This is a genomic window from Faecalibacterium sp. AM43-5AT (assembly GCF_003603345.1).
GTDB classification, from domain to species: Bacteria; Bacillota; Clostridia; order Oscillospirales; family Ruminococcaceae; genus Faecalibacterium; species Faecalibacterium taiwanense.
Genome location: NZ_QVGZ01000004.1, coordinates 210,879 through 229,815, shown reverse-complemented (window position 1 = coordinate 229,815; position 18,937 = coordinate 210,879). Strand labels below are relative to the sequence as shown.

At 56.8% G+C, this 18,937-nt stretch carries 17 protein-coding genes and 2 rRNA genes; 10 read left to right on the top strand and 9 right to left on the bottom strand.

The genetic code is table 11. The annotated features are described in order from the left end of the window. Positions 1–2,431: ribosomal RNA gene (locus DW937_RS07665) — 23S ribosomal RNA — on the top strand; the annotation flags it as partial. A gap of 127 nt (positions 2,432–2,558) precedes the next feature. After that, positions 2,559–2,675: ribosomal RNA gene (rrf, locus tag DW937_RS07660) — 5S ribosomal RNA — on the top strand. Between the two features lie 108 nt (positions 2,676–2,783). Here rrf and DW937_RS07655 read toward each other — a convergent pair. From DW937_RS07655 to rplM, 3 genes are all read right to left on the bottom strand, one after another. Continuing rightward, positions 2,784–3,047 carry a hypothetical protein gene (locus DW937_RS07655; protein WP_120120569.1) on the bottom strand — a complete coding sequence of 88 codons (264 nt, stop codon included), beginning with the start codon at positions 3,045–3,047 and terminating at the stop codon, positions 2,784–2,786. 219 nt (positions 3,048–3,266) lie between these two features. Then, entirely contained in the window at positions 3,267–3,665 is a 399-nt protein-coding gene (rpsI, locus tag DW937_RS07650) for a 30S ribosomal protein S9 (protein ID WP_005938160.1), read from the bottom strand. 17 nt (positions 3,666–3,682) lie between these two features. Continuing rightward, positions 3,683–4,111: a 50S ribosomal protein L13 gene (gene rplM, locus DW937_RS07645; RefSeq protein ID WP_005938158.1), complete on the bottom strand. Its 429-nt coding sequence runs from the start codon at positions 4,109–4,111 to the stop codon at positions 3,683–3,685. Positions 4,112–4,421: 310 nt separating this feature from the next. Between rplM and DW937_RS07640 the strand changes: the two genes are divergently transcribed. Genes DW937_RS07640 through lepA form a run of 4 tightly spaced genes read left to right on the top strand, consistent with a single transcriptional unit; the run spans position 4,422 to position 8,805 of the window. Further along, a complete protein-coding gene (locus DW937_RS07640) occupies positions 4,422–4,991 on the top strand; it encodes a hypothetical protein (protein WP_120120568.1) in 570 nt (189 codons plus the stop codon). After that, on the top strand, positions 4,988–5,767 hold the full coding sequence (locus DW937_RS07635) for a tRNA 2-thiocytidine biosynthesis TtcA family protein (protein WP_005938152.1): 780 nt from the start codon (positions 4,988–4,990) through the stop codon (positions 5,765–5,767). The genes DW937_RS07640 and DW937_RS07635 overlap by 4 nt, the downstream gene beginning before the upstream one ends. A gap of 3 nt (positions 5,768–5,770) precedes the next feature. Then, on the top strand, positions 5,771–6,973 hold the full coding sequence (gene alr, locus DW937_RS07630) for an alanine racemase (protein WP_120120567.1): 1,203 nt from the start codon (positions 5,771–5,773) through the stop codon (positions 6,971–6,973). 20 nt (positions 6,974–6,993) lie between these two features. Next, complete coding sequence (lepA, locus tag DW937_RS07625; protein WP_120120566.1) at positions 6,994–8,805, top strand: translation elongation factor 4; 1,812 nt, start codon at positions 6,994–6,996, stop codon at positions 8,803–8,805. A 433-nt stretch (positions 8,806–9,238) separates the two neighbouring features. On the opposite strand, the gene DW937_RS07620 is transcribed toward lepA, so the two are convergent. Genes DW937_RS07620 through DW937_RS07600 form a run of 6 tightly spaced genes read right to left on the bottom strand, consistent with a single transcriptional unit; the run spans position 9,239 to position 12,118 of the window. Continuing rightward, positions 9,239–9,490: a phage holin gene (locus DW937_RS07620; protein ID WP_118526545.1), complete on the bottom strand. Its 252-nt coding sequence runs from the start codon at positions 9,488–9,490 to the stop codon at positions 9,239–9,241. Position 9,491: 1 nt separating this feature from the next. Continuing rightward, a complete protein-coding gene (locus tag DW937_RS07615; RefSeq protein ID WP_044953283.1) occupies positions 9,492–9,719 on the bottom strand; it encodes a hypothetical protein in 228 nt (75 codons plus the stop codon). 14 nt (positions 9,720–9,733) lie between these two features. Then, positions 9,734–10,129, bottom strand: coding sequence for a D-Ala-D-Ala carboxypeptidase family metallohydrolase (locus DW937_RS07610; protein WP_097777123.1), 396 nt, complete (start codon positions 10,127–10,129; stop codon positions 9,734–9,736). Beyond that, positions 10,122–10,235: a CD1375 family protein gene (locus DW937_RS15405; RefSeq protein ID WP_256372181.1), complete on the bottom strand. Its 114-nt coding sequence runs from the start codon at positions 10,233–10,235 to the stop codon at positions 10,122–10,124. The genes DW937_RS07610 and DW937_RS15405 overlap by 8 nt, the downstream gene beginning before the upstream one ends. After that, positions 10,235–10,627, bottom strand: a complete 393-nt coding sequence (locus DW937_RS07605; protein WP_120120565.1) for a hypothetical protein — start codon at positions 10,625–10,627, stop codon at positions 10,235–10,237. Before DW937_RS07605 ends, DW937_RS15405 begins: the two co-directional genes overlap by 1 nt. Positions 10,628–10,645: 18 nt before the next feature. Continuing rightward, entirely contained in the window at positions 10,646–12,118 is a 1,473-nt protein-coding gene (locus DW937_RS07600) for a hypothetical protein (RefSeq protein WP_133300971.1), read from the bottom strand. A 759-nt stretch (positions 12,119–12,877) separates the two neighbouring features. On the opposite strand from DW937_RS07600, the gene DW937_RS07595 reads away from it, so the two are divergent. The 4 genes from DW937_RS07595 (at position 12,878) to glgD (ending at position 18,825) form a co-directional block, all read left to right on the top strand. Then, on the top strand, positions 12,878–13,900 hold the full coding sequence (locus DW937_RS07595) for a 3D domain-containing protein (RefSeq protein ID WP_243111442.1): 1,023 nt from the start codon (positions 12,878–12,880) through the stop codon (positions 13,898–13,900). Between the two features lie 306 nt (positions 13,901–14,206). Next, a complete protein-coding gene (glgB, locus tag DW937_RS07590; RefSeq protein WP_120120563.1) occupies positions 14,207–16,423 on the top strand; it encodes a 1,4-alpha-glucan branching protein GlgB in 2,217 nt (738 codons plus the stop codon). 87 nt (positions 16,424–16,510) lie between these two features. Then, complete coding sequence (locus tag DW937_RS07585) at positions 16,511–17,704, top strand: glucose-1-phosphate adenylyltransferase (RefSeq protein WP_097777127.1); 1,194 nt, start codon at positions 16,511–16,513, stop codon at positions 17,702–17,704. Beyond that, entirely contained in the window at positions 17,698–18,825 is a 1,128-nt protein-coding gene (glgD, locus tag DW937_RS07580) for a glucose-1-phosphate adenylyltransferase subunit GlgD (protein WP_118526553.1), read from the top strand. Before DW937_RS07585 ends, glgD begins: the two co-directional genes overlap by 7 nt. Positions 18,826–18,937 lie beyond the last annotated feature (112 nt).

Here is an 18,937-nt window from a genome sequence, read left to right as displayed (position 1 = left end):
TCCAGAGTACGGCCAGACACGTGAAACCTGGTCGGAATACGGGGGGACCACCCTCCAACCCTAAATACTACCCAGTGACCGATAGCGTATAGTACTGTGAAGGAAAGGTGAAAAGCACCCCGGGAGGGGAGTGAAAAAGAACCTGAAACCCTGTGCCTACAAGCACCTAGAGCACGTCAATGTGTGATAGGGTACTTTTTGTAGAACGGTCCGGCGAGCGATTGTATGCAGCAAGGTTAAGGACTTAAGGTCTGGAGCCGAAGCGAAAGCGAGTTTGAAAAGGGCGTTAAGTTGCATATAATGGGCCCGAAACCGGGTGACCTACCCATGGTCAGGTTGAAGTGGAAGTAAAATTCCATGGAGGACCGAACCGACCTCCGTTGAAAAGGCGGCGGATGAACTGTGGGTAGCGGAGAAATTCCAATCGAACCCGGAGATAGCTGGTTCTCCCCGAAATAGTTTTAGGACTAGCCTCAAGTTAGATACCTGGAGGTAAAGCACTGAATAGCCTAGCGGCCGAGAGGTTAGCGAAGCTTATCAAACTCAGAATGCCAGAGTATTGATGCTTGGGAGTCAGACAGTGTCAGATAAATGTCATTGTCAAAAGGGAAACAGCCCAGATCTACAGCTAAGGTCCCAAAGTCAGGTTAAGTGGAAAACGATGTGAAGATACGCAGACAACCAGGATGTTGGCTCAGAAGCAGCCACTCATTCAAAGAGTGCGTAATAGCTCACTGGTCGAGCGTCTTTGCGCGGAGAATTTAACGGGGCTAAACCTGACACCGAAGCTTAGGCAATACAGCAATGTATTGGGTAGGGGAGCGTTGTATACGCGGTGAAACAGTAGCGCAAGCGGCTGTGGAGTGTATAGAAGTGAGAATGCCGGAATGAGTAGCGCGAATGCAGTGAGAATCTGCATGGCCGAAAGCCTCAGGTTTCTGGAGGAAGGTTCGTCCGCTCCAGGTCAGTCGGGAGCTAAGGTGAGGCCTAACGGCGTAGCCGATGCACAGACGGTAGAGATTCCGTCACCACCAAAAGAGTTAAACACAGGGACACATATGAAGTCTCGGAGCCGGGTGTTGGTTCCGGTAGCGATCGAGGGAAGTTAGTACCGAAGTCCGGGATGGAAGATGGCGAGAAAAGCTGTGTGTATTTCTGCGGTGCCCGTACCGCAAACCGACACAGGTAGGTAGGAAGAAGATTCTAAGGCCAACGGGAGAAGGGTTGTTAAGGAACTCGGCAAATTGACCCCGTAACTTCGGGAGAAGGGGTGCTGCAGCAATGCAGCCGCAGAGAATCGGCCCAAGCAACTGTTTACCAAAAACACAGGTTTGTGCTAAATCGAAAGATGACGTATACGAGCTGACGCCTGCCCGGTGCTGGAAGGTTAAGAGGAGATGTGCAAGCATTGAATCGAAGCCCCAGTGAACGGCGGCCGTAACTATAACGGTCCTAAGGTAGCGAAATTCCTTGTCAGGTAAGTTCTGACCCGCATGAAAGGCGTAATGATTTGGGCACTGTCTCAACAGCCCGCCCGGCGAAATTGTAGTACCGGTGAAGATGCCGGTTACCCGCGACAAGACGGAAAGACCCCATGGAGCTTTACTGTAGCCTAATATTGGGTTTCGATGTTGCATGCACAGGATAGATGGGACACTGGGAAGCAGGTGCTTTGGCGCTTGTGGAGTGGCCGTTGGGATACCATCCTTGCGATATTGGAATTCTAACCTGCGCCTTTGAATCAAGGCGGGGGACATTGTTAGGTGGGCAGTTTGACTGGGGCGGTCGCCTCCTAAAGAGTAACGGAGGCGTTCAAAGGTTCGCTCAGCTTGAACGGAAATCAAGCAAAAGAGTGCAAACGCAGAAGCGAGCCTAACTGCGAGACTGACGGGTCGAGCAGTAACGAAAGTTGGAGTTAGTGATCCGGTGGTATGTGAGTGGAAATGCCATCGCTCAACGGATAAAAGTTACCCTGGGGATAACAGGCTGATCTCCCCCAAGAGTCCACATCGACGGGGAGGTTTGGCACCTCGATGTCGGCTCATCGCATCCTGGGGCTGTATTCGGTCCCAAGGGTTTGGCTGTTCGCCAATTAAAGCGGTACGCGAGCTGGGTTCAGAACGTCGTGAGACAGTTCGGTCCCTATCTGTCGTGGGCGCAGGATATTTGATGGGAGCTGTTCCTAGTACGAGAGGACCGGAGCGGACGTACCTCTGGCGCACCAGTTGTTCTGCCAAGAGCATAGCTGGGCAACTATGTACGGATCGGATAAACGCTGAAAGCATCTAAGCGTGAAGCCGACCCAAAGATAAGATATCCCATTGTTTCAAACAAGTAAGACCCCTTGAAGACTACAAGGTTGATAGGCACGATGTGTAAGTGGAGCGATCCATTCAGCAAGCGTGTACTAATAGGTCGAGGGCTTGACCACAATTCGCTTGAGACTCTGAGAGTCAACGAAAAAATGTGAGCAGTGATTATTCAGTTTTGAAGGCACGTCCTTCTAAGAAATACTGGACAAAGTACAACAAGTATGTTATACTAGGCCAGTTAGATCGGTCGGTGTCGATGACGGTGAGGTTCCACCTGTTCCCATTCCGAACACAGAAGTTAAGCTCACTTGTGCCGAAGATAGTTCGCTGGAAACGGCGCGTGAAAATAGGTAGTCGCCGACTTGAACAAAAAACGCTTCAGAAGAAATTCTGAAGCGTTTTTCTTTTGCCGGAAAGCTTTGTCAAATCTTTTTCTCTGGGTTTATATAGAGATGTTGGTATCAAAAAATATCAGAGTACCGACCGCGTCCAGATGTCTCCGCCTTCCTCCCCATCATGTCTTTTGGCAAAAATCACCATATAGTTTGCCGCTTCACCTTGTCCATCTGCGGCCTCCTGCTTCACAATTTCAACGCAGTACTCAACAGTATTGCCATTGTATTGATAATAACACAGAAAATTTGCCACCAATGCATTCGCAGCTTTTTCCCACGCCTGCGAATCAACAGCATTCTCCGGAATGGAAAAGACAACCGTTCCGAAATTGTAATGCATCCCCTTCCCCCGGGTCAATCTGCATTCACGCAGGTTTTAACCCCTTTCGCGCGCACTGTGAAAAATAATTCTCCATTTTTTAGGCAGGATGTATAGGAATCAAAAAATGCGGGGCAACCGCCTGATGTGCGCAATCGCGCACCCCAGTTCAGCAGAAAATTTACAATAAAAAAGCAGCTCTGCCAAGGCAGAGCTGCAAAGTTTGCAATGTGGGTAAAATCAGCGCTTGCTGAACTGAGGTGCACGACGGGCAGCCTTCAGACCATACTTCTTACGTTCCTTCATACGAGGATCGCGGGTCAGGAAGCCTTCCTTCTTCAGAGCAGCACGATTCTCCTCGTTCTGCTGCAGCAGAGCGCGGCTCAGGCCGTGGCGGATAGCGCCAGCCTGACCGGAAACACCGCCGCCGGAAACGCGGACGACGACATCGTACTTGCCCTCCAGGCCCAGCAGGACCAGCGGAGAACGGACGATCAGCTTCAGGGTCTCCAGACCAAAGTAGTTGTCGATATCACGATCGTTGATGGTGATCTTGCCAGTGCCGGTGTAAACACGAACGCGGGCAACGGAATCCTTACGACGACCAGTGCCGTAGAAATAAGGTTTGGTTTCGTACATGTTCGATTGCCTCCTTCTTAGAACTCGATCTTCTCGGGCTTCTGAGCTGCGTGAGCGTGCTCGGCACCCTGGTAGCAGTGCAGGCGGGTCAGAGCCTTAGCACCGATGGTGTTGGAAGGGATCATGCCCTTGACAGCGTAGGTCATGGCCAGATCGCTGTGCTCAGCCATCAGCTTGCTGTACTGGACCTTCTTCAGGCCGCCAATGTACTTGCTGTGGGTGATGTGGAACTTCTGCTCGGCCTTCTTGCCGGTCAGAACAGCCTGATCACAGTTGATGACAACAACGAAATCGCCGCAGTCCACGTTGGGGGTATAATCGACCTTCTGCTTGCCGCGCAGCAGAACAGCGGCCTCAGCAGCGACGTGGCCCAGGCTCTTGCCGGCAGCGTCGAGCAGGTACCACTTGCGCTCGACTTCAGCGGGCTTTACGAGAGTAGTGCTCATATCTATTTCCTCCTGATAAGCTTTTTGTACGTTTCAGGCGCCTTTCTGGGGCGCGAGTGTCAGTATACATCATAAAAAGGTGCCTGTCAACAGCATTTTTTGATTTTTTCATTGTAATTTTTTCAATCTTTCAAAATCTCACGTTTTCTCTTGAATCCTCATTATTTCTAAAAATGCATTTTCTGCAAAATTTTCTACCCACGGCCGCACATTTTCTGCCGCTGCCCGCTACAATTTTGTCTGCCGGTGTGGTATACTATAAAGGATATGGCAGCTTTTGCTGCGCACTGATACAAGGAGAATTTTTTACATGCCAAACGACATCGACCGCAACGCCTCTGCCCAGCGCCGCACCTCCAAGCTTCTGGCCGCTATGGGCATCTTTGTTGCTCTGGGCATCATTGCTTACATTATTTTAACGCTGCTGGTCAACCGCAGCGTGCCCGCAAACCCGGACACCCACTACACCGGCACAAACGGCGTTTCCGTCTACTATGACAGTTCCATCTGGAAGGTATGCCAGATGACCGAGGACAGCACCCTTGGCACCGTGCTGGAACTCGCCACGGCAGACAGCGCCGACGGTGAGGACTACCAAGCCGTGCTGCTGCAGCGCGGCACTTCCGACAGCTACGCAGACTTTATCGATGCGTCCGAGAAGGATCTCAAGCAGGCCTATGGCGTCATCAAGCCCCGCAAGGTGAACCTGACCGTGGACGGTGCCGAGGTGGAGGCCGTGCGCTGCGACATTCAGGCGTATTATGCGGTGCTGGCCACCATTACCTACCCCAGCGGTGACGTGGTGTATGTTTCCGGCCTGACAAAGCTTGCCTCCATCAACGACATTGTGAACCTTGTGGAAAGTGTGACCCTGTTATGAGCAGTTCCCGTGCAATGCAGCGTCTGTGCGGCCTGATGCGCAAGGCTGTGCAGGACTATGAAATGATCGCACCCGGCGATAAAGTGATGGTGGGCGTTTCCGGCGGCAAGGACAGCGTGGCCCTTACCATCGGCCTTGCCGAGCTGCGCAAGTACATCGGCTTTGATTTTACGGTGCAGGCCGTCACGCTGGATCCGCAGTTCGGCGGCAGGCCCATGGATTACACCGTATTGCAGGAGCTGTTTGCCCAGTACGATATCCCCTATGAGATCCGCCGTACCGAGATCGGCCCTGTGGTGTTCGACTACCGCAAGGAGAAGAACCCCTGCGCCCTGTGCGCCAAGCTGCGGCGCGGTGCACTGCACACGGCAGCGCAGGAACTGGGCTGCAACAAGGTGGCGCTGGGCCACCATCTGGACGATGCCGTGGAGACCTTTTACATGAATCTCTGGCGGGAGGGCCGCATCGGCTGCTTCTCGCCGGTCACTTATCTTTCGCGCCGGGACCTCACCCTCATCCGGCCCATGCTGCTGGCCACCGAGCAGGAGGTCATTTCCGCAGTGAACGCCGAGGGGCTGCCCATCGTCAAGAGCGTCTGCCCTGCCGACGGCGTGACCGTGCGCGAACAGACCAAGGAGTTCGTCAAGGAGCGCTGCCGCACCGACCACGCTTTCCGCCAGAAAACCCTGCACGCACTGCAGGAGAGCGGCATCGATGGCTGGCGGCCCGTCCACACCGGGCGCGGCAGCTTTGCAATTACAAACGAGGAAGAATGAATCATGAAGACTCAACCTTTTGAAAAACACGTCTGGGCCGAAATCGACCTCGATGCCCTGCGGCATAACTTCCGGGCCGTCAAAGCCCGGGCCGGTGACCTGCCGCTGTGCGCGGTGGTCAAGGCCGACAGCTATGGCCACGGCGCTGTGCAGTGTGCCCGCGTTTTTGCGCAGGAGGGTGCAGCATGGCTGGCAGTGAGCTGCCTGACCGAGGCCGTGCAGCTGCGTCAGGACGGGCAGACTCTGCCCATCCTTATTTTGGGCCATGTTCAGCCGGAGTACGCCCAGACCCTCATCCACGAGGATATCACCGTAGCGTGCTACTCCACCGAACAGGCGCAGAACCTTTCCGCTGCTGCCGTAAAGGCAGGCGGCAGAGTAAAGATCCACCTCAAGGCAGATACCGGCATGGGCCGCATCGGCTTTGCCCTGCGCACCGATTTTGATGCCGCCATCCGCGAAATGCTGGCTGTGTGTGAGCTGCCGGGCCTTGAGATGACCGGCCTGTTCCAGCACTTCTCGGTGGCCGACGACACCGCCGAAGAGAACGTTGCCTATACCGCGGAGCAGCATGCACTGTTCGTCAGAGCGTTCCATGCGCTCAAGGCGGCAGGCCGTGAGCCGCAGACCGTCCACTGTGACAACTCTGCGGGCGTGATGCTGCACCCGGACTGGCCCGAGGGATTGGCCCGGGAGCGCTGCATGGCGCGGCCCGGCATCATCCTCTACGGCTACGACCCCAGCGACGAGGTGCGCTTTGGGCAGTTCCGGCCGGTGATGACCCTCAAGACCGTGGTGAGCATGGTCAAGGAAATGCAGCCCGGTCAGAGCGCCAGCTATGGCCGCCGCTTCACCGCCGATAAGCCCACGCTGGTGGCCACCCTGTGCACCGGTTATGCGGACGGTTATCCCCGCCAGCTGAGCTGCGGCAAGGGCATCGTGGAGATCCACGGCAAGGCCTGCCCGGTGCTGGGCCGCGTGTGCATGGACCAGATGATGGTGGATGTGACCGGCACCCCGGACATCCACGAGGGCGACGAAGCCATCCTGTGGGGCGGCAGCGTCAGTGATACTGCCGAGACCATCGCCCGCAAGACCGACACCATTTCCTACGAGGTGCTGTGCGGCGTGTCCCGCCGCGTGCCCCGCGTCTACCTCGAGCACGGAAAGATCGTGGATGTCGAGGATTGGATACTGGAAGCTTAAATTTCTCCCGGAGGAACTACATGGCAAGAGACACTATCCGCAATTTCTGCATCATTGCACACATCGACCACGGCAAATCCACCCTGTCGGACCGTATTCTGGAGCTGACCAAGAGTGTGGACGAGCGCACCATGGAAGACCAGATTTTGGACAACATGGACATTGAGCGCGAGCGCGGCATCACCATCAAGGCCCGCGCTGTCACCATGAACTATACCGCCAAGGACGGCAAGACCTACGAGTTCAACCTCATCGATACCCCGGGCCACGTGGACTTTGCCTACGAGGTCAGCCGCAGTCTGGCCGCCTGCGAGGGTGCCATCCTTGTGGTGGATGCCACCCAGGGCGTGGAAGCTCAGACGCTGGCCAACACCTACATGGCGCTGGAGCATGATCTGGAATTGGTGCCCATCCTGAATAAGATCGACCTGCCCAGCGCCCACCCGGACGAGGTGGCACAGGAGGTGGAGGACGTGATCGGCCTGCCCTGTCTGGATGCGCCCCGCGTCTCTGCCAAGACCGGCCTGAATGTGGATCAGGTGCTGGAGCGTGTCGTCACCGACATTCCTGCTCCCACCGGCGACCCGGATGCCCCGCTGAAGGCGCTGATCTTCGACAGCATCTACGACAGCTACAAGGGCGTTATCGTCTATATCCGTGTGTTTGAGGGCACCGTGAAGCCCGGCGATACCATCCGCATGATGGCCACCGGCGCGGAGTTCACGCTGGTAGAAGTGGGCCACATGGGTGCTACCAACCTTTCTCCCTGTGCCCAGCTGCAGGCTGGTGAGGTCGGCTATCTGACCGCCAGCATCAAGACCGTGCAGGACACCCGTGTGGGCGATACCGTCACGCTGGCCAATAATCCCACCGCCGAAGCACTGCCCGGCTACCGTCAGGTCAAGCCTATGGTGTTCTGCGGCATCTACCCCGCCGACGGTGCCAAGTACCCCGACCTGAAGGATGCACTGGAAAAGCTGCAGCTGAACGATGCTTCCCTCACCTTTGAGCTGGAGACCAGCGCCGCGCTGGGCTTCGGCTTCCGCTGCGGCTTCCTTGGCCTGCTGCACATGGAGATCATCACCGAGCGGTTGGAACGCGAGTTCGATCTGGATATCATCACCACCACGCCCAGCGTGCGCTACCGCCTTACCCTGACCGACGGCACTGTGGAGATGATCGACAATCCTTCCAGCTACCCCGACCCCTCCAACATCGTCAAGCAGGAAGAGCCTTTTGTGGATGTGCACCTGTACACCCCCAACGACTATGTGGGCGGCCTGATGGATCTGTGCCAGAACAAGCGCGGCGTGCTGATCGACATGAAGTATCTGGATGATGTGCGGGTGGACCTGCACTATGCGCTGCCGCTGGGCGAGATCGTGTACGACTTCTTTGATGCCATCAAGAGCCGCAGCCGGGGCTACGCCAGCTACGACTATGAGTTCAAGGAGTACCGCGAGAGCGACCTTGTCAAGCTGGACTTCCTGCTCAATGGCGACCCTGTGGACGCGCTGTCCATGATCGTGTTCCGCGATAACGCCTATGCCAAGGGCCGCCGCATCTGCGAAAAGCTGCGGGATAACATCCCCCGCAACCTGTTCGAGATCCCGGTACAGGCTGCCATCGGCGGCAAGATCATTGCCCGTGAAACGGTCAAGGCCATGCGCAAGGACGTGCTTGCCAAGTGCTACGGCGGCGACATCTCCCGCAAAAAGAAGTTGCTGGAAAAGCAGAAGGAAGGCAAAAAGAAGATGCGTCAGCTGGGCAGCGTTTCCCTGCCCAGTGAAGCCTTTACCGCTGTGCTCAAGCTGGACAGCGACGACGATTAAACTTTATAGATCAAAGAGAATCCGCGCTCTGGTATGCTGCAATGCACTCAGCGCGGGTTCTATCTGTTTTTTTACAATCTCAGTTTACAACAAAAAATGAGATAGGAACCCCCTTTTGGGGAAACCTATCTCATTTTTTTTTGTTGGGACTATTTTGCAACAGTCCCTTTACGTTGGGGCGTTAGGGGGCCGCTTACAGTCTCTTGACTGCTCTTTTCCGATTTGCTTCTGCCCGGATTATACATGATTTCAGTGCAAAAGGCATCGAAACCTGCGCGAAACGTTCTTGAATCTGCGTGAACGAATCATCTGGGCAGCAAAAAAGCCCCGGAAAGGCTGTCTGGGTGCCTTCCGGGGCTGCTGTGAAAGATGACTGCATCAGTAATACTTTTCAGTCAAAAAGTACGACTGATACACTGCTTCGAGGGCTTTCTCACTCACTTTTCTGCTTCAGGCGGGCGTATTCGGCATCGGCCTGAATGGCTGCAGAGGTGAAGCTGTTGTTGTTCCACCAGCTGATCAGCGCGGCCACGGTGGTGATGCCGGCGGTCACCAGCTGTTCCACAGTCTGGCTCTCAATGGGCAGAATAGGTTTGCCCAGAGCGCTCAGCACCTGATTGGTCAGGGCAAGCAGCAGCACAGCGGTGCGGGCGATGGTGGCGGCAGAAATTTTACCAAAGTTCATATCAATTCCTCACTTTCTCATTTTGTTCAAGGTCAGCGATGCGGTGGTTGGCCACCTTCATCTGCTCTTCTAAAATCGGTACGCGGCGGGCAAAATTGTTATGCTCGCGCACCTCGCGGGTCAGCTCTTCGAGCTTGGTGTCGGTCACGGCCTGACTGCGGCTGTTGGCGATCAGCACGCCGATCAGGGTCACGGCCCCGGCAATGACAGCGGATAAGATCGTTTCCATTCCGTTCACCGCCTTTACCCGGCCCACCGGCTTTTTGCTTTGCGCACATCCACATGGACAAAGCCTTTTGCGGGGTAGCGGCCGATGCCGCCGGTGCCGGGCAGCAGGGTCTCGGCGTAGGCGGCAAGCTGCTCCACCGGCACGCCGGACACCCGGATATCCGCGGCACGGCCATACTGATGCTGGCTGTAAACCGCCCCGCCCACAGCCCTGTTGTGTGCAGCGGTGCGGTAGCCGCTGGTAATGACCACCGGAGCACCAAAGTGGTCACGGATGGCCTGCAGCACCTGCACCAGTTCGCTGTCCACAAACAAAGGGTCGGTGCCGTCTTTGCAGGCAAATTCCTTTGCGCGGAAGCTGCGGCTCAGCAGCGTTTCGCCATCCCTTGTGCGGGAGTAAACGTTAAGCATGGCCGTCCTCCTGCAGCAGCGCTGCCACGGCGCCCCGCAGCCGGGCGGGCACATCCTCCAGCGTTTTGATGCCCTTGCGGATCAGGGCCGCATAGATCCTTGCCATTACACACCACCTCCTTCGTACAGTTCACACAGGGCCAGCTGCAGGTCGGTCAGCTGGCGGGTCAGGCTGGCGATCGTTTCGGGCAGACGGGCTGCTTCCTCGGCCTGCTGGCGCTCTTTTTCCCGCGCGGCCAATTCTTCTTCCGTATAGCGGATGTACCGCTGCACCGGCATCTGTTCGGTCCATGCGGCCTGCGCAGTCACGCCCGGCACATCGATGACCTTCCGCACATCCCTGCCGCCGCCGGGATACTCCGTTACGGTCTCGTAGTGGCTCACTTCCTCCACGCCTTCCACGGCGGGGTGCTCCACCGGCTCGGTGCCGCCCACCAGATGCCCAAGCGTTAGGTCAGGGGTCTCAATGGCTGCACCGTTCTCGTCAATGATCTTCATGGTTCAAAACCTCCTTTCTCATGCCACGCGGTGCCAGATGTAAACATAGTAGGCGGCGGGCTGCACGGTATCGCTTGCACCGTAGATCGGGTTCGAGCGGGAAGCGTCAAAAGTGCGGTTATATGTAGATAAGCGACGCACGTCGCCACTTAAATACGACAAACTGCTATCGTAATGCGTGGCTCCAAAAGCTCCATTACTTTGGGGGGTTGACACGGACAATACACCGCCATTGGCTGTACCCGTGATGTTCGGCAGTCCGGCCTTCACGGTGGTGCCCGCTTTGTGGCTGCTGCTGGCACCCATCAGCACGCGCTCCGATGCGATCTGCTCCCATGTGCCGCCAAACAGGGCGGCAGGGCTGGTGGGGTCGGTGCTCTGGTAGATGCTGCCCACCGGGTAGGCAGCGGAGCTGGGTGCGGCCAGCAGAGCATCGACATCTTCCTTTGTATAATAGGAAGAAAAATCGGCACCGAGGGTGCGCAGGGCGTTTGCCTTTTCGGCAGCGGTCCATTTCCCGGCGGCTGCGGCGGTGGTCAGAGCCTTCTTCACGCCATAAGGCAGCAGGGCTGCGGTCAGCGGCAGAAGCGAATCCGTCATGCTGTCCAGCTGTTTGCGGGCAGCTGGTGCGGTGATCAGGGTTCCGTCGCTGCGCACGTTGATGCCGCAGGCAGGGTCCACCCGCACTGCGCCGGGGGCCGAAGCCGTGGGCACCGTGCTGCTGCGCAGGTAGGGCGACAGATCCGGCATGGCGGCAGTATCGGTCAACACGGCCCCGGTGTTGGGGTCCACGCTCAGCACCCGAAGCAGCCGGCCGGAGACCGGAACTGCCGGGCAGGGAAGCGCCCCCACATCCTGCGCCGTCAGTTTTACGATGCCGCTTTTGCCGTTCACGCTCACTACCTGACCGCCGGTAGGCACCAGCTCCTCTGCCCGTGCGGCAGCAGCCTCGGCACGGGCTGCACAGCGAGATGCAGCGGCACTGTCGGCGCTGGTGCGCTGTGCCGCGGTCTGGGCCTGTGCCGCATTGGATGCCGTGCTTGCAGCACTGGCTGCGGCACGCTGCGCGGCGGTGGAAGCGGTACTGGCACTTTCCAGCACACGCGCCACGAACTGCTCATACTGCGAGGGCGGCAGCTCTTCCGCGCCGCCGTCGATGGGCAGGATGGCGTAGGTGTCGTAGCTGCCGGGCCGGGTGTAGGCGGCGTAGCCGCTGGCATCGATGGCTGCCAGCATCCACTGTCCGCCGGTGCTTCCGGTCAGGCGGCGGTCCACGGTGACGCAGTGCTGCGTGTCCAGTGAGACCGGTGCCAGCAGGGTGCCGTCACTGCGGCGCAGGTAGAGCGCAACGGTGCACCCGGCCCATGCTTCCGGCAGTGTGAAGCACAGCTCGTCCACACCGGCAGCGTTCTGTGCACCGAGGTGCAGGCGGTGCGGCTGGGACAGAAATTCGGTGCCGCCGCACTGCCTTTGAATGATCTTGATGTTCACTTGAAAACCTTCCTTTCTGTTTTTTGTTTGATTGTACAGCCGCTGCCCGGCAGCTGCCAGTGTGGTCTTTTGCTGCACAAATTTCTGCGCTTCGGCATTTTGCCGGAAGGCGCTTTTCATGGGTAATTCGCACAGTTCTTTGTGGGTGAAAAATGGGATGAAAAAGAGGTGGCTTTGTACGGAAAACCAGCGATTTTTGGCCGCTTGCCGCATGGGAAAACGAACCCAAAAGTGCAGTTTCCGGTGCAAAAAGTCCAAAATAAATGTTAAAAATTCGTGAACAAAACACCCCAGAAAACAGGTCGAAAATCGGAAGGAAATAACCGAAAAAACAATATTTTGGAGAAAACAATGTTAAAGTTGCACAAAAAATAACGTCAAAAAACTAACAAAGTGTGAGAAGGTGATTTGACAAATGGCCATTGGGCTGGTAAAATAAGACCCGCTCAACGGAACCAACAGACGTTGCAGCGTTTAAAATTTATCTGGATGAAGTAAAAAGCCGTCTTATATACGGCGCGGCGCGGGCAGATGGGGTCTGGGCCGGGAGGGTAACTGCACCCTCCGCAGCGGAGTCCAAATTGTATACGATGCTCGATTTTACCAAAAAGAGGGCATCGTATTTGATTGTGGGGCCAGATGGCTTCTGCCCGCCCCGCAGTCCGGGCGGCCGGGGCATGAAAAACATGTCCGCAGCCGCAGCCAATTTTGAAAAGAGAGGAGTTGTCTCGTATCGCTTCCGTAAAATTGAAGAAAGCATTGTCTGACTGCAAGCATGCAGTCTCTCCCCGTGTGCTGGCGTTTTGTGTCATGGTCGTGTGCCTTGTGGCTACACTCAGTGTGACCGCTGCGAATCTGCGGCTGACCTACGTCACAGACTCCAATGGTGCCCGGCAGGTGATCCTCACCTCCGAGACCGACCCTGCACAGGTCATGAACCTTTCCGGCATCCAGTCCGAAGAGGGCGATCAGGTCTATTACACGGCCTACAGCGGCAATCTTGCCGCCCTGAACATTGAGCGCGCATTCTCCGTCAGCATCACTGCCGACGGTCAGGAATACCCCGTCAAAATGGTGTTCGGCACCGTGGCGGATGCCCTGAAGCGTGCCGGCATCACCCTGGAGGGTGACGACTACACCGAGCCTGCTCTGGACCAGCTGGTGAGCGCAGGTTCCACCATCACGGTGCACCGCGTGGACTACACCGACCGTGTGGAGACGCAGGCCATCCCCTACGATACCGAGTACGTCTACACCAGCCTGTATTTCCGCAATACCGGCCGTACCACCACCGTGCGCCATGGCACTGAGGGTCAGCAGACCATCACCACCCGCGACCGCTATGTGGACGGCGAGCTGGAAAACAGCATCGTGGTGGATTCCACCACTACCGTGGAGCCCACCAACCATGTTATCAAGACCTATGGCGCAGGCGCGCCGGTCTCCCCGCTGACCGGCCCGGACGGCACCACCAATGCACCCGCCTCTTACAGCAAGGTGCTCACCGGCAAGGCCACCGGCTACTATTCCAAGACCGGCAAGGGTTCTTCCGGTCTGGGTCTGGGCTACGGCACTGTGGCTGTGGACCCGGATGTGATCCCCTACGGTACCAAGCTGTATATCACTTCCACCGACGGCAAGTTCGTGTACGGCTATGCGGTGGCTACCGATACCGGCATTGCCGTGCAGAAGGGCCAGATCCTTGTGGACCTGTTCTACGAGACCTACGCCGAGAGCGTAATCAATGGAGCCATTCAGGTGAACGTCTACGTGGTGGAGTGAGCAGGCCGAAAAGAACCGGGGAAACCGGAACTGAAAATTTTCAACAGAAACAGAGAGCTTCTGTACACCTTCCCTTTGGGAGGGTGCGCAGAGGCTCTTTTTTATTGTCAGATTGGCAGGATTCACCATAAAATTTGTAAAAATTTGGCGGGTATGTATATAAGGGAAAAATATCAACGAAAAGATTATGGTAAATTTTACAGTAAAATGCGGCGAAACTCTTGAAAAAAAGACCGAAATTCTTTAATATAAAAGGGTAAAAAGCTACAGGTGCGCTTTGTGCATCTGTACGGGGAGGAGCAGTCTATGAAACCGACCGAGGAGAAGATCCAAAGCAATGCATCGGACCTGCCGGTGTATCTGTTCAAACAGGGCAATAACTGTGAAGCATACCGCTACTTTGGCGCACACATGGAAACGCGCGCCGGTGAATCGGGCGTGGTGTTCCGCGTGTGGGCACCCCATGCTGTAGCCATCAGCGTGGTGGGCGACTTTAACAGCTGGAAGCCGGGCAGCCATCCGATGCGCAAGGTGGATGGCGATTCCGTATGGGAATTGTTCATCCCGGGCATGAAGGAATATGATGTTTATAAATACTGCGTGACCACCCGTGCAGGTGATCTGGTCTATAAGGCAGATCCCTATGCGTTCCACGCCGAGACCCGCCCGTCCAACGGCAGCAAGGTCTACGATATCAGTGGTTTTGCATGGCACGATGATGCATGGCAGGCAGCACAGAAAAAGGCTGATGTGATCAACAGCCCGATGAATATTTACGAGATGCACGCCGGCAGCTGGAAGATGAAGGAGGGCGGCAAGCCCTACAATTATTCCGAGCTGGCAGACGAGCTGATCCCGTATATCACAGAGATGGGCTATACCCATGTGGAACTGCTGCCGGTCATGGAATATCCGTTTGACGGCAGCTGGGGCTATCAGGTCACCGGCTATTTTGCACCCACCAGCCGCTACGGCACCCCCAAGGACCTGATGGCTTTTGTGGATAAGCTCCATGCCGCCGGCATTGGTGTGATCATGGACTGGGTGCCTGCTCACTTCCCGAAGGATCAGTTCGGCCTGTACAACTTTGATGGCGAAGCCTGCTACGAGGACCCGAATCCGAAGCGCGGCGAACATAAGGAGTGGGGCACCATGGTGTTCGACTTCGGCCGCAGCGAGGTGCAGAGCTTCCTGATCTCCAGCGCACTGTATTGGCTGGAGCAGTACCATATCGACGGTCTGCGCGTGGACGCGGTGGCATCCATGCTGTATCTGGACTATAACCGCAAGCAGGGCGAGTGGGAGCCGAACAAGGACGGCGGCAAGGAAAATCTGGAGGCTGTTGCTTTCCTGCGCAAGCTGAACGACACCGTGCTGGGCCGTCACCCCCACAAGTACATGATCGCGGAAGAATCCACTGCATGGCCCATGGTCACAAAGCCTGCTTCGGACGGCGGCCTTGGTTTCAACTTCAAGTGGAACATGGGCTGGATGAACGACATGCTCAGCTACATGAAGACCGACCCGCTCTTCCGTTCCGGCAACCACAACAAGGTCACCTTCAGCTTCTTCTACGCTTTCAGCGAGAACTTTGTGCTGCCCATCAGCCACGATGAGGTGGTGCACGGCAAGGGCAGCCTGATCAACAAGATGCCCGGCGAGTACGAAGCCAAGTTTGCAAACCTGCGCACCTTCTTCGGCTACATGATGGCCCACCCGGGCAAGAAGCTGCTGTTCATGGGTCAGGAGTTCGGCCAGTTCGCCGAGTGGAACGAGACAAAGCCGCTGGACTGGATGCTGCTGGGCTACGATAAGCACACCGAGCTGCAGACCTACGTCAAGACCCTGAACGCCTTCTACAAGGAGCACCCCGCCTTCTGGCAGGTGGATTACAGCTGGGAGGGCTTCCAGTGGATCGTGCCGGATGACTCGCAGCAGAGCGTCATCGCTTTCCTGCGCAAGGATACCTCCGGCAAGCAGATTCTTGTGGTGTGCAACTTCAATCCCGTCCTGCGCGAGGGCTACACGCTGGGCGCACCGGTGGCAGGCTCCTACAAGGAGATCCTGAACAGCGACGATGCAGAGTTCGGCGGTTCCGGCGCAGTCCACAACAAGGCCGTGCGCACCCACAAAAAGCCGATGCACGGGTTTGAGCAGAGCATCACCATCACCCTGCCGCCCATGAGCACCCTGTATTTTGAAGTGCCCGCCAAGCGCACCCGCAAGGCCGCAGCGGACAAGACCGATAAGGCGGGAAAAAAGACCGCAGCCAAAAAGACAAAGACCGCTGCGGAGAAAGCTGCAGCAAAGGTGGTAAAGAAGCCGGGCCGCAAGCCCAAGGCAGAAGCTGCCGCTGCAGAGGAAAAGCCGGTGAAAAAGACCGCCCGCAAGGCAAAGGTTGAGCCGGAAAAGGCCGAGGAAGCACCCAAAAAGCGCGGCCGCAAGCCCAAGGCAGAGGCAGAACCCAAGGCGGAAAAAGCACCCGTAAAGCGCACCCGCAAACCGAAGGAGCCCAAGGAATGACCCGACTCTTCGGCCGACCCATACCGCACATGTTGACGCTCATTTCCGAACAACGGAAATGTTAATGTTAAAGGGGAGAATAAAGCTATGGCAAAAGAAATTGTGGCAATGATCCTTGCCGGTGGACGTGGCTCGCGCTTGTACGCGCTGACACAGAAAACGGCAAAACCCGCAGTGTCCTTCGGCGGTAAGTACCGCATCGTGGACTTCCCGCTGTCCAACTGCGTGAACTCCAACATCGACACCGTTGGCATCGCGACCCAGTATCAGCCCCAGAAGCTGAACGAGTACATCGGCAACGGCCAGCCCTGGGATCTGGACCGTCTGCACGGCGGCGTGCACACCCTGCCGCCCTACGAGCAGGCAAAGGGCACCGACTGGTACAAGGGCACTGCAAACGCCATCTACCAGAACATCGGCTTCATCGACAGCTACGATCCCGAGTATGTGATCATCCTGTCCGGCGACCAGATCTGCAAGCAGGACTATGCCGACTTCCTGCGCTTCCACAAGGAAAAGGGCGCAGAGTTCTCTGTGGCTGTTATGGAAGTGGACTGGAAGGAAGCCTCCCGCTTCGGCCTGATGGTGGCTGATGAGAACGACCGCATCACCGAGTTCCAGGAGAAGCCCCCGGTACCCAAGTCCAATCTGGCTTCCATGGGCATCTACATCTTCAACTGGGATGTGCTGAAGAAGTATCTGGAAGAGGACGAAGCAGACCCCAACTCCAAGAACGACTTTGGCATGAACATCATCCCCGCCCTGCTGCGCGACGGCCGCAAGATGTACGCCTACCGCTTTGCCGGTTACTGGCGTGACGTGGGCACCATCGACAGCCTGTGGGAAGCCAACATGGAAGTGTTGGACCCCGAAAACTCCGGCATCGATATCTTCGACGAGAAGTGGAAGATCTACAGCCGCAACCCGGTCCTGCCTCCGCAGAAGATCGGCCCCCGCGCTGTGGTGCAGGATTCCCTCATCACCGAGGGCTGCAAGATCTACGGCAATGTGCATCACTCTGTGCTGAGCGCAGGCGTTGTTGTGGAAGAGGGCGCTACCGTTGAGGACGCAGTCCTGATGGACGGCGTTGTGGTCAAGGCTGGTGCTGTTGTCAAGCGCTGCATCCTGGCGGAGGATGTTGTGGTCGGTGCAGGTGCACGAGTGGGCGGCGATGGCCCCATTGCCCATGTGGGCACCGGCCTGACCGTCGGCGCAGGCGCAACCGTCAAGGAAGGTGCCAAAGTCTTTGAATCCGTCAAGGAGGGTATGGAAGTATGCTGAGCCAGAACACCAATGCGTTGGGTATTATTTTCCCCAACAGTTATGATAATACCGTCCCCGAGCTGGTGACCGAGCGCGCAATGGCTTCGATCCCCTTCGCGGGCCGCTACCGTATGGTGGACTTTGTTCTGTCCAGCATGGCAAACTGCGGTATCTCCAATGTCTCCATCGTGGTGCGCAAGAACTACCACTCCCTGATGGATCATCTGGGCACCGGCCGTGAGTGGGATATGGCCCGCCGTCACGGCGGCCTGAACATCGTGCCGCCTTTCGCTGAGAAGGGCGTGCGCATCTATTCCGGCCGTGTGGAAGCTCTGGGCTCCATCATGAACTTCCTGGAGAACCAGAAGGAAAAGTACGTGGTTATGAGCGACGCCAACGTTGCCCTGAACTACGACTTCAACGCTCTGCTGGCTGCTCATCAGGCAAGCGGTGCCGATGTGACCATCGCTTACCAGAAGACCGAGATCCCCGAGGGCCGCAAGAATGACAACTACACCCTGACCGTTGATGCTGATGGCCGTGTGACCGAGCTGCTGTTCAACGATTACCGCCCCGGCGTGCAGAACCTTGACCTGAACATCTATGTTCTGGAGCGCGAGACCCTGCTCAAGCTGGTCCGGGATGCGACCTCCCGCGGTCTGATCTACTTCGAGCGCGATATTCTGGCCCACAATGTCAACATCCTGAACATCCACGCTCTGGAGTACACCGGCTATGTGGCACATGTCTGTGACATGAAGAGCTACTTCGACGAGAACCTCAAGCTGACCGATGACGAGAATCTGGAAAAGCTGTTCCCCAAGAAGAGCCCGGTCTACACCAAGATCCGCGACGACAACCCCACCCGCTATGTGCCGGGCTGCAAGGTGACTGATTCCATTCTGGCCGACGGCTGCGTCATCGAGGGCACAGTGGAGAACTGTGTGCTGTTCCGCGGCGTCAAGGTCAAGAAGGGTGCCGTCGTCAAGAACTGCGTGCTGATGCAGGATACGGTGGTGGAAGCCAATGCTGAGCTGGACTGCGTTGTTACCGATAAGAACGTGAAGATCACCGCCGGCAAGAAGCTGTCCGGCACCGAGAGCTTCCCGGTGTACGTGCAGAAGAACCACACCGTCTGATTTTACTGAGTTATCCATAGGGGCGGCTTCCTCCCCGGTAGCCCCTCTTGAGAGGGGCGGGGGCATCTGTGTGCCCCCGCCTGCTCTTTTGTAAAAATGGTTCGTGCTGCCT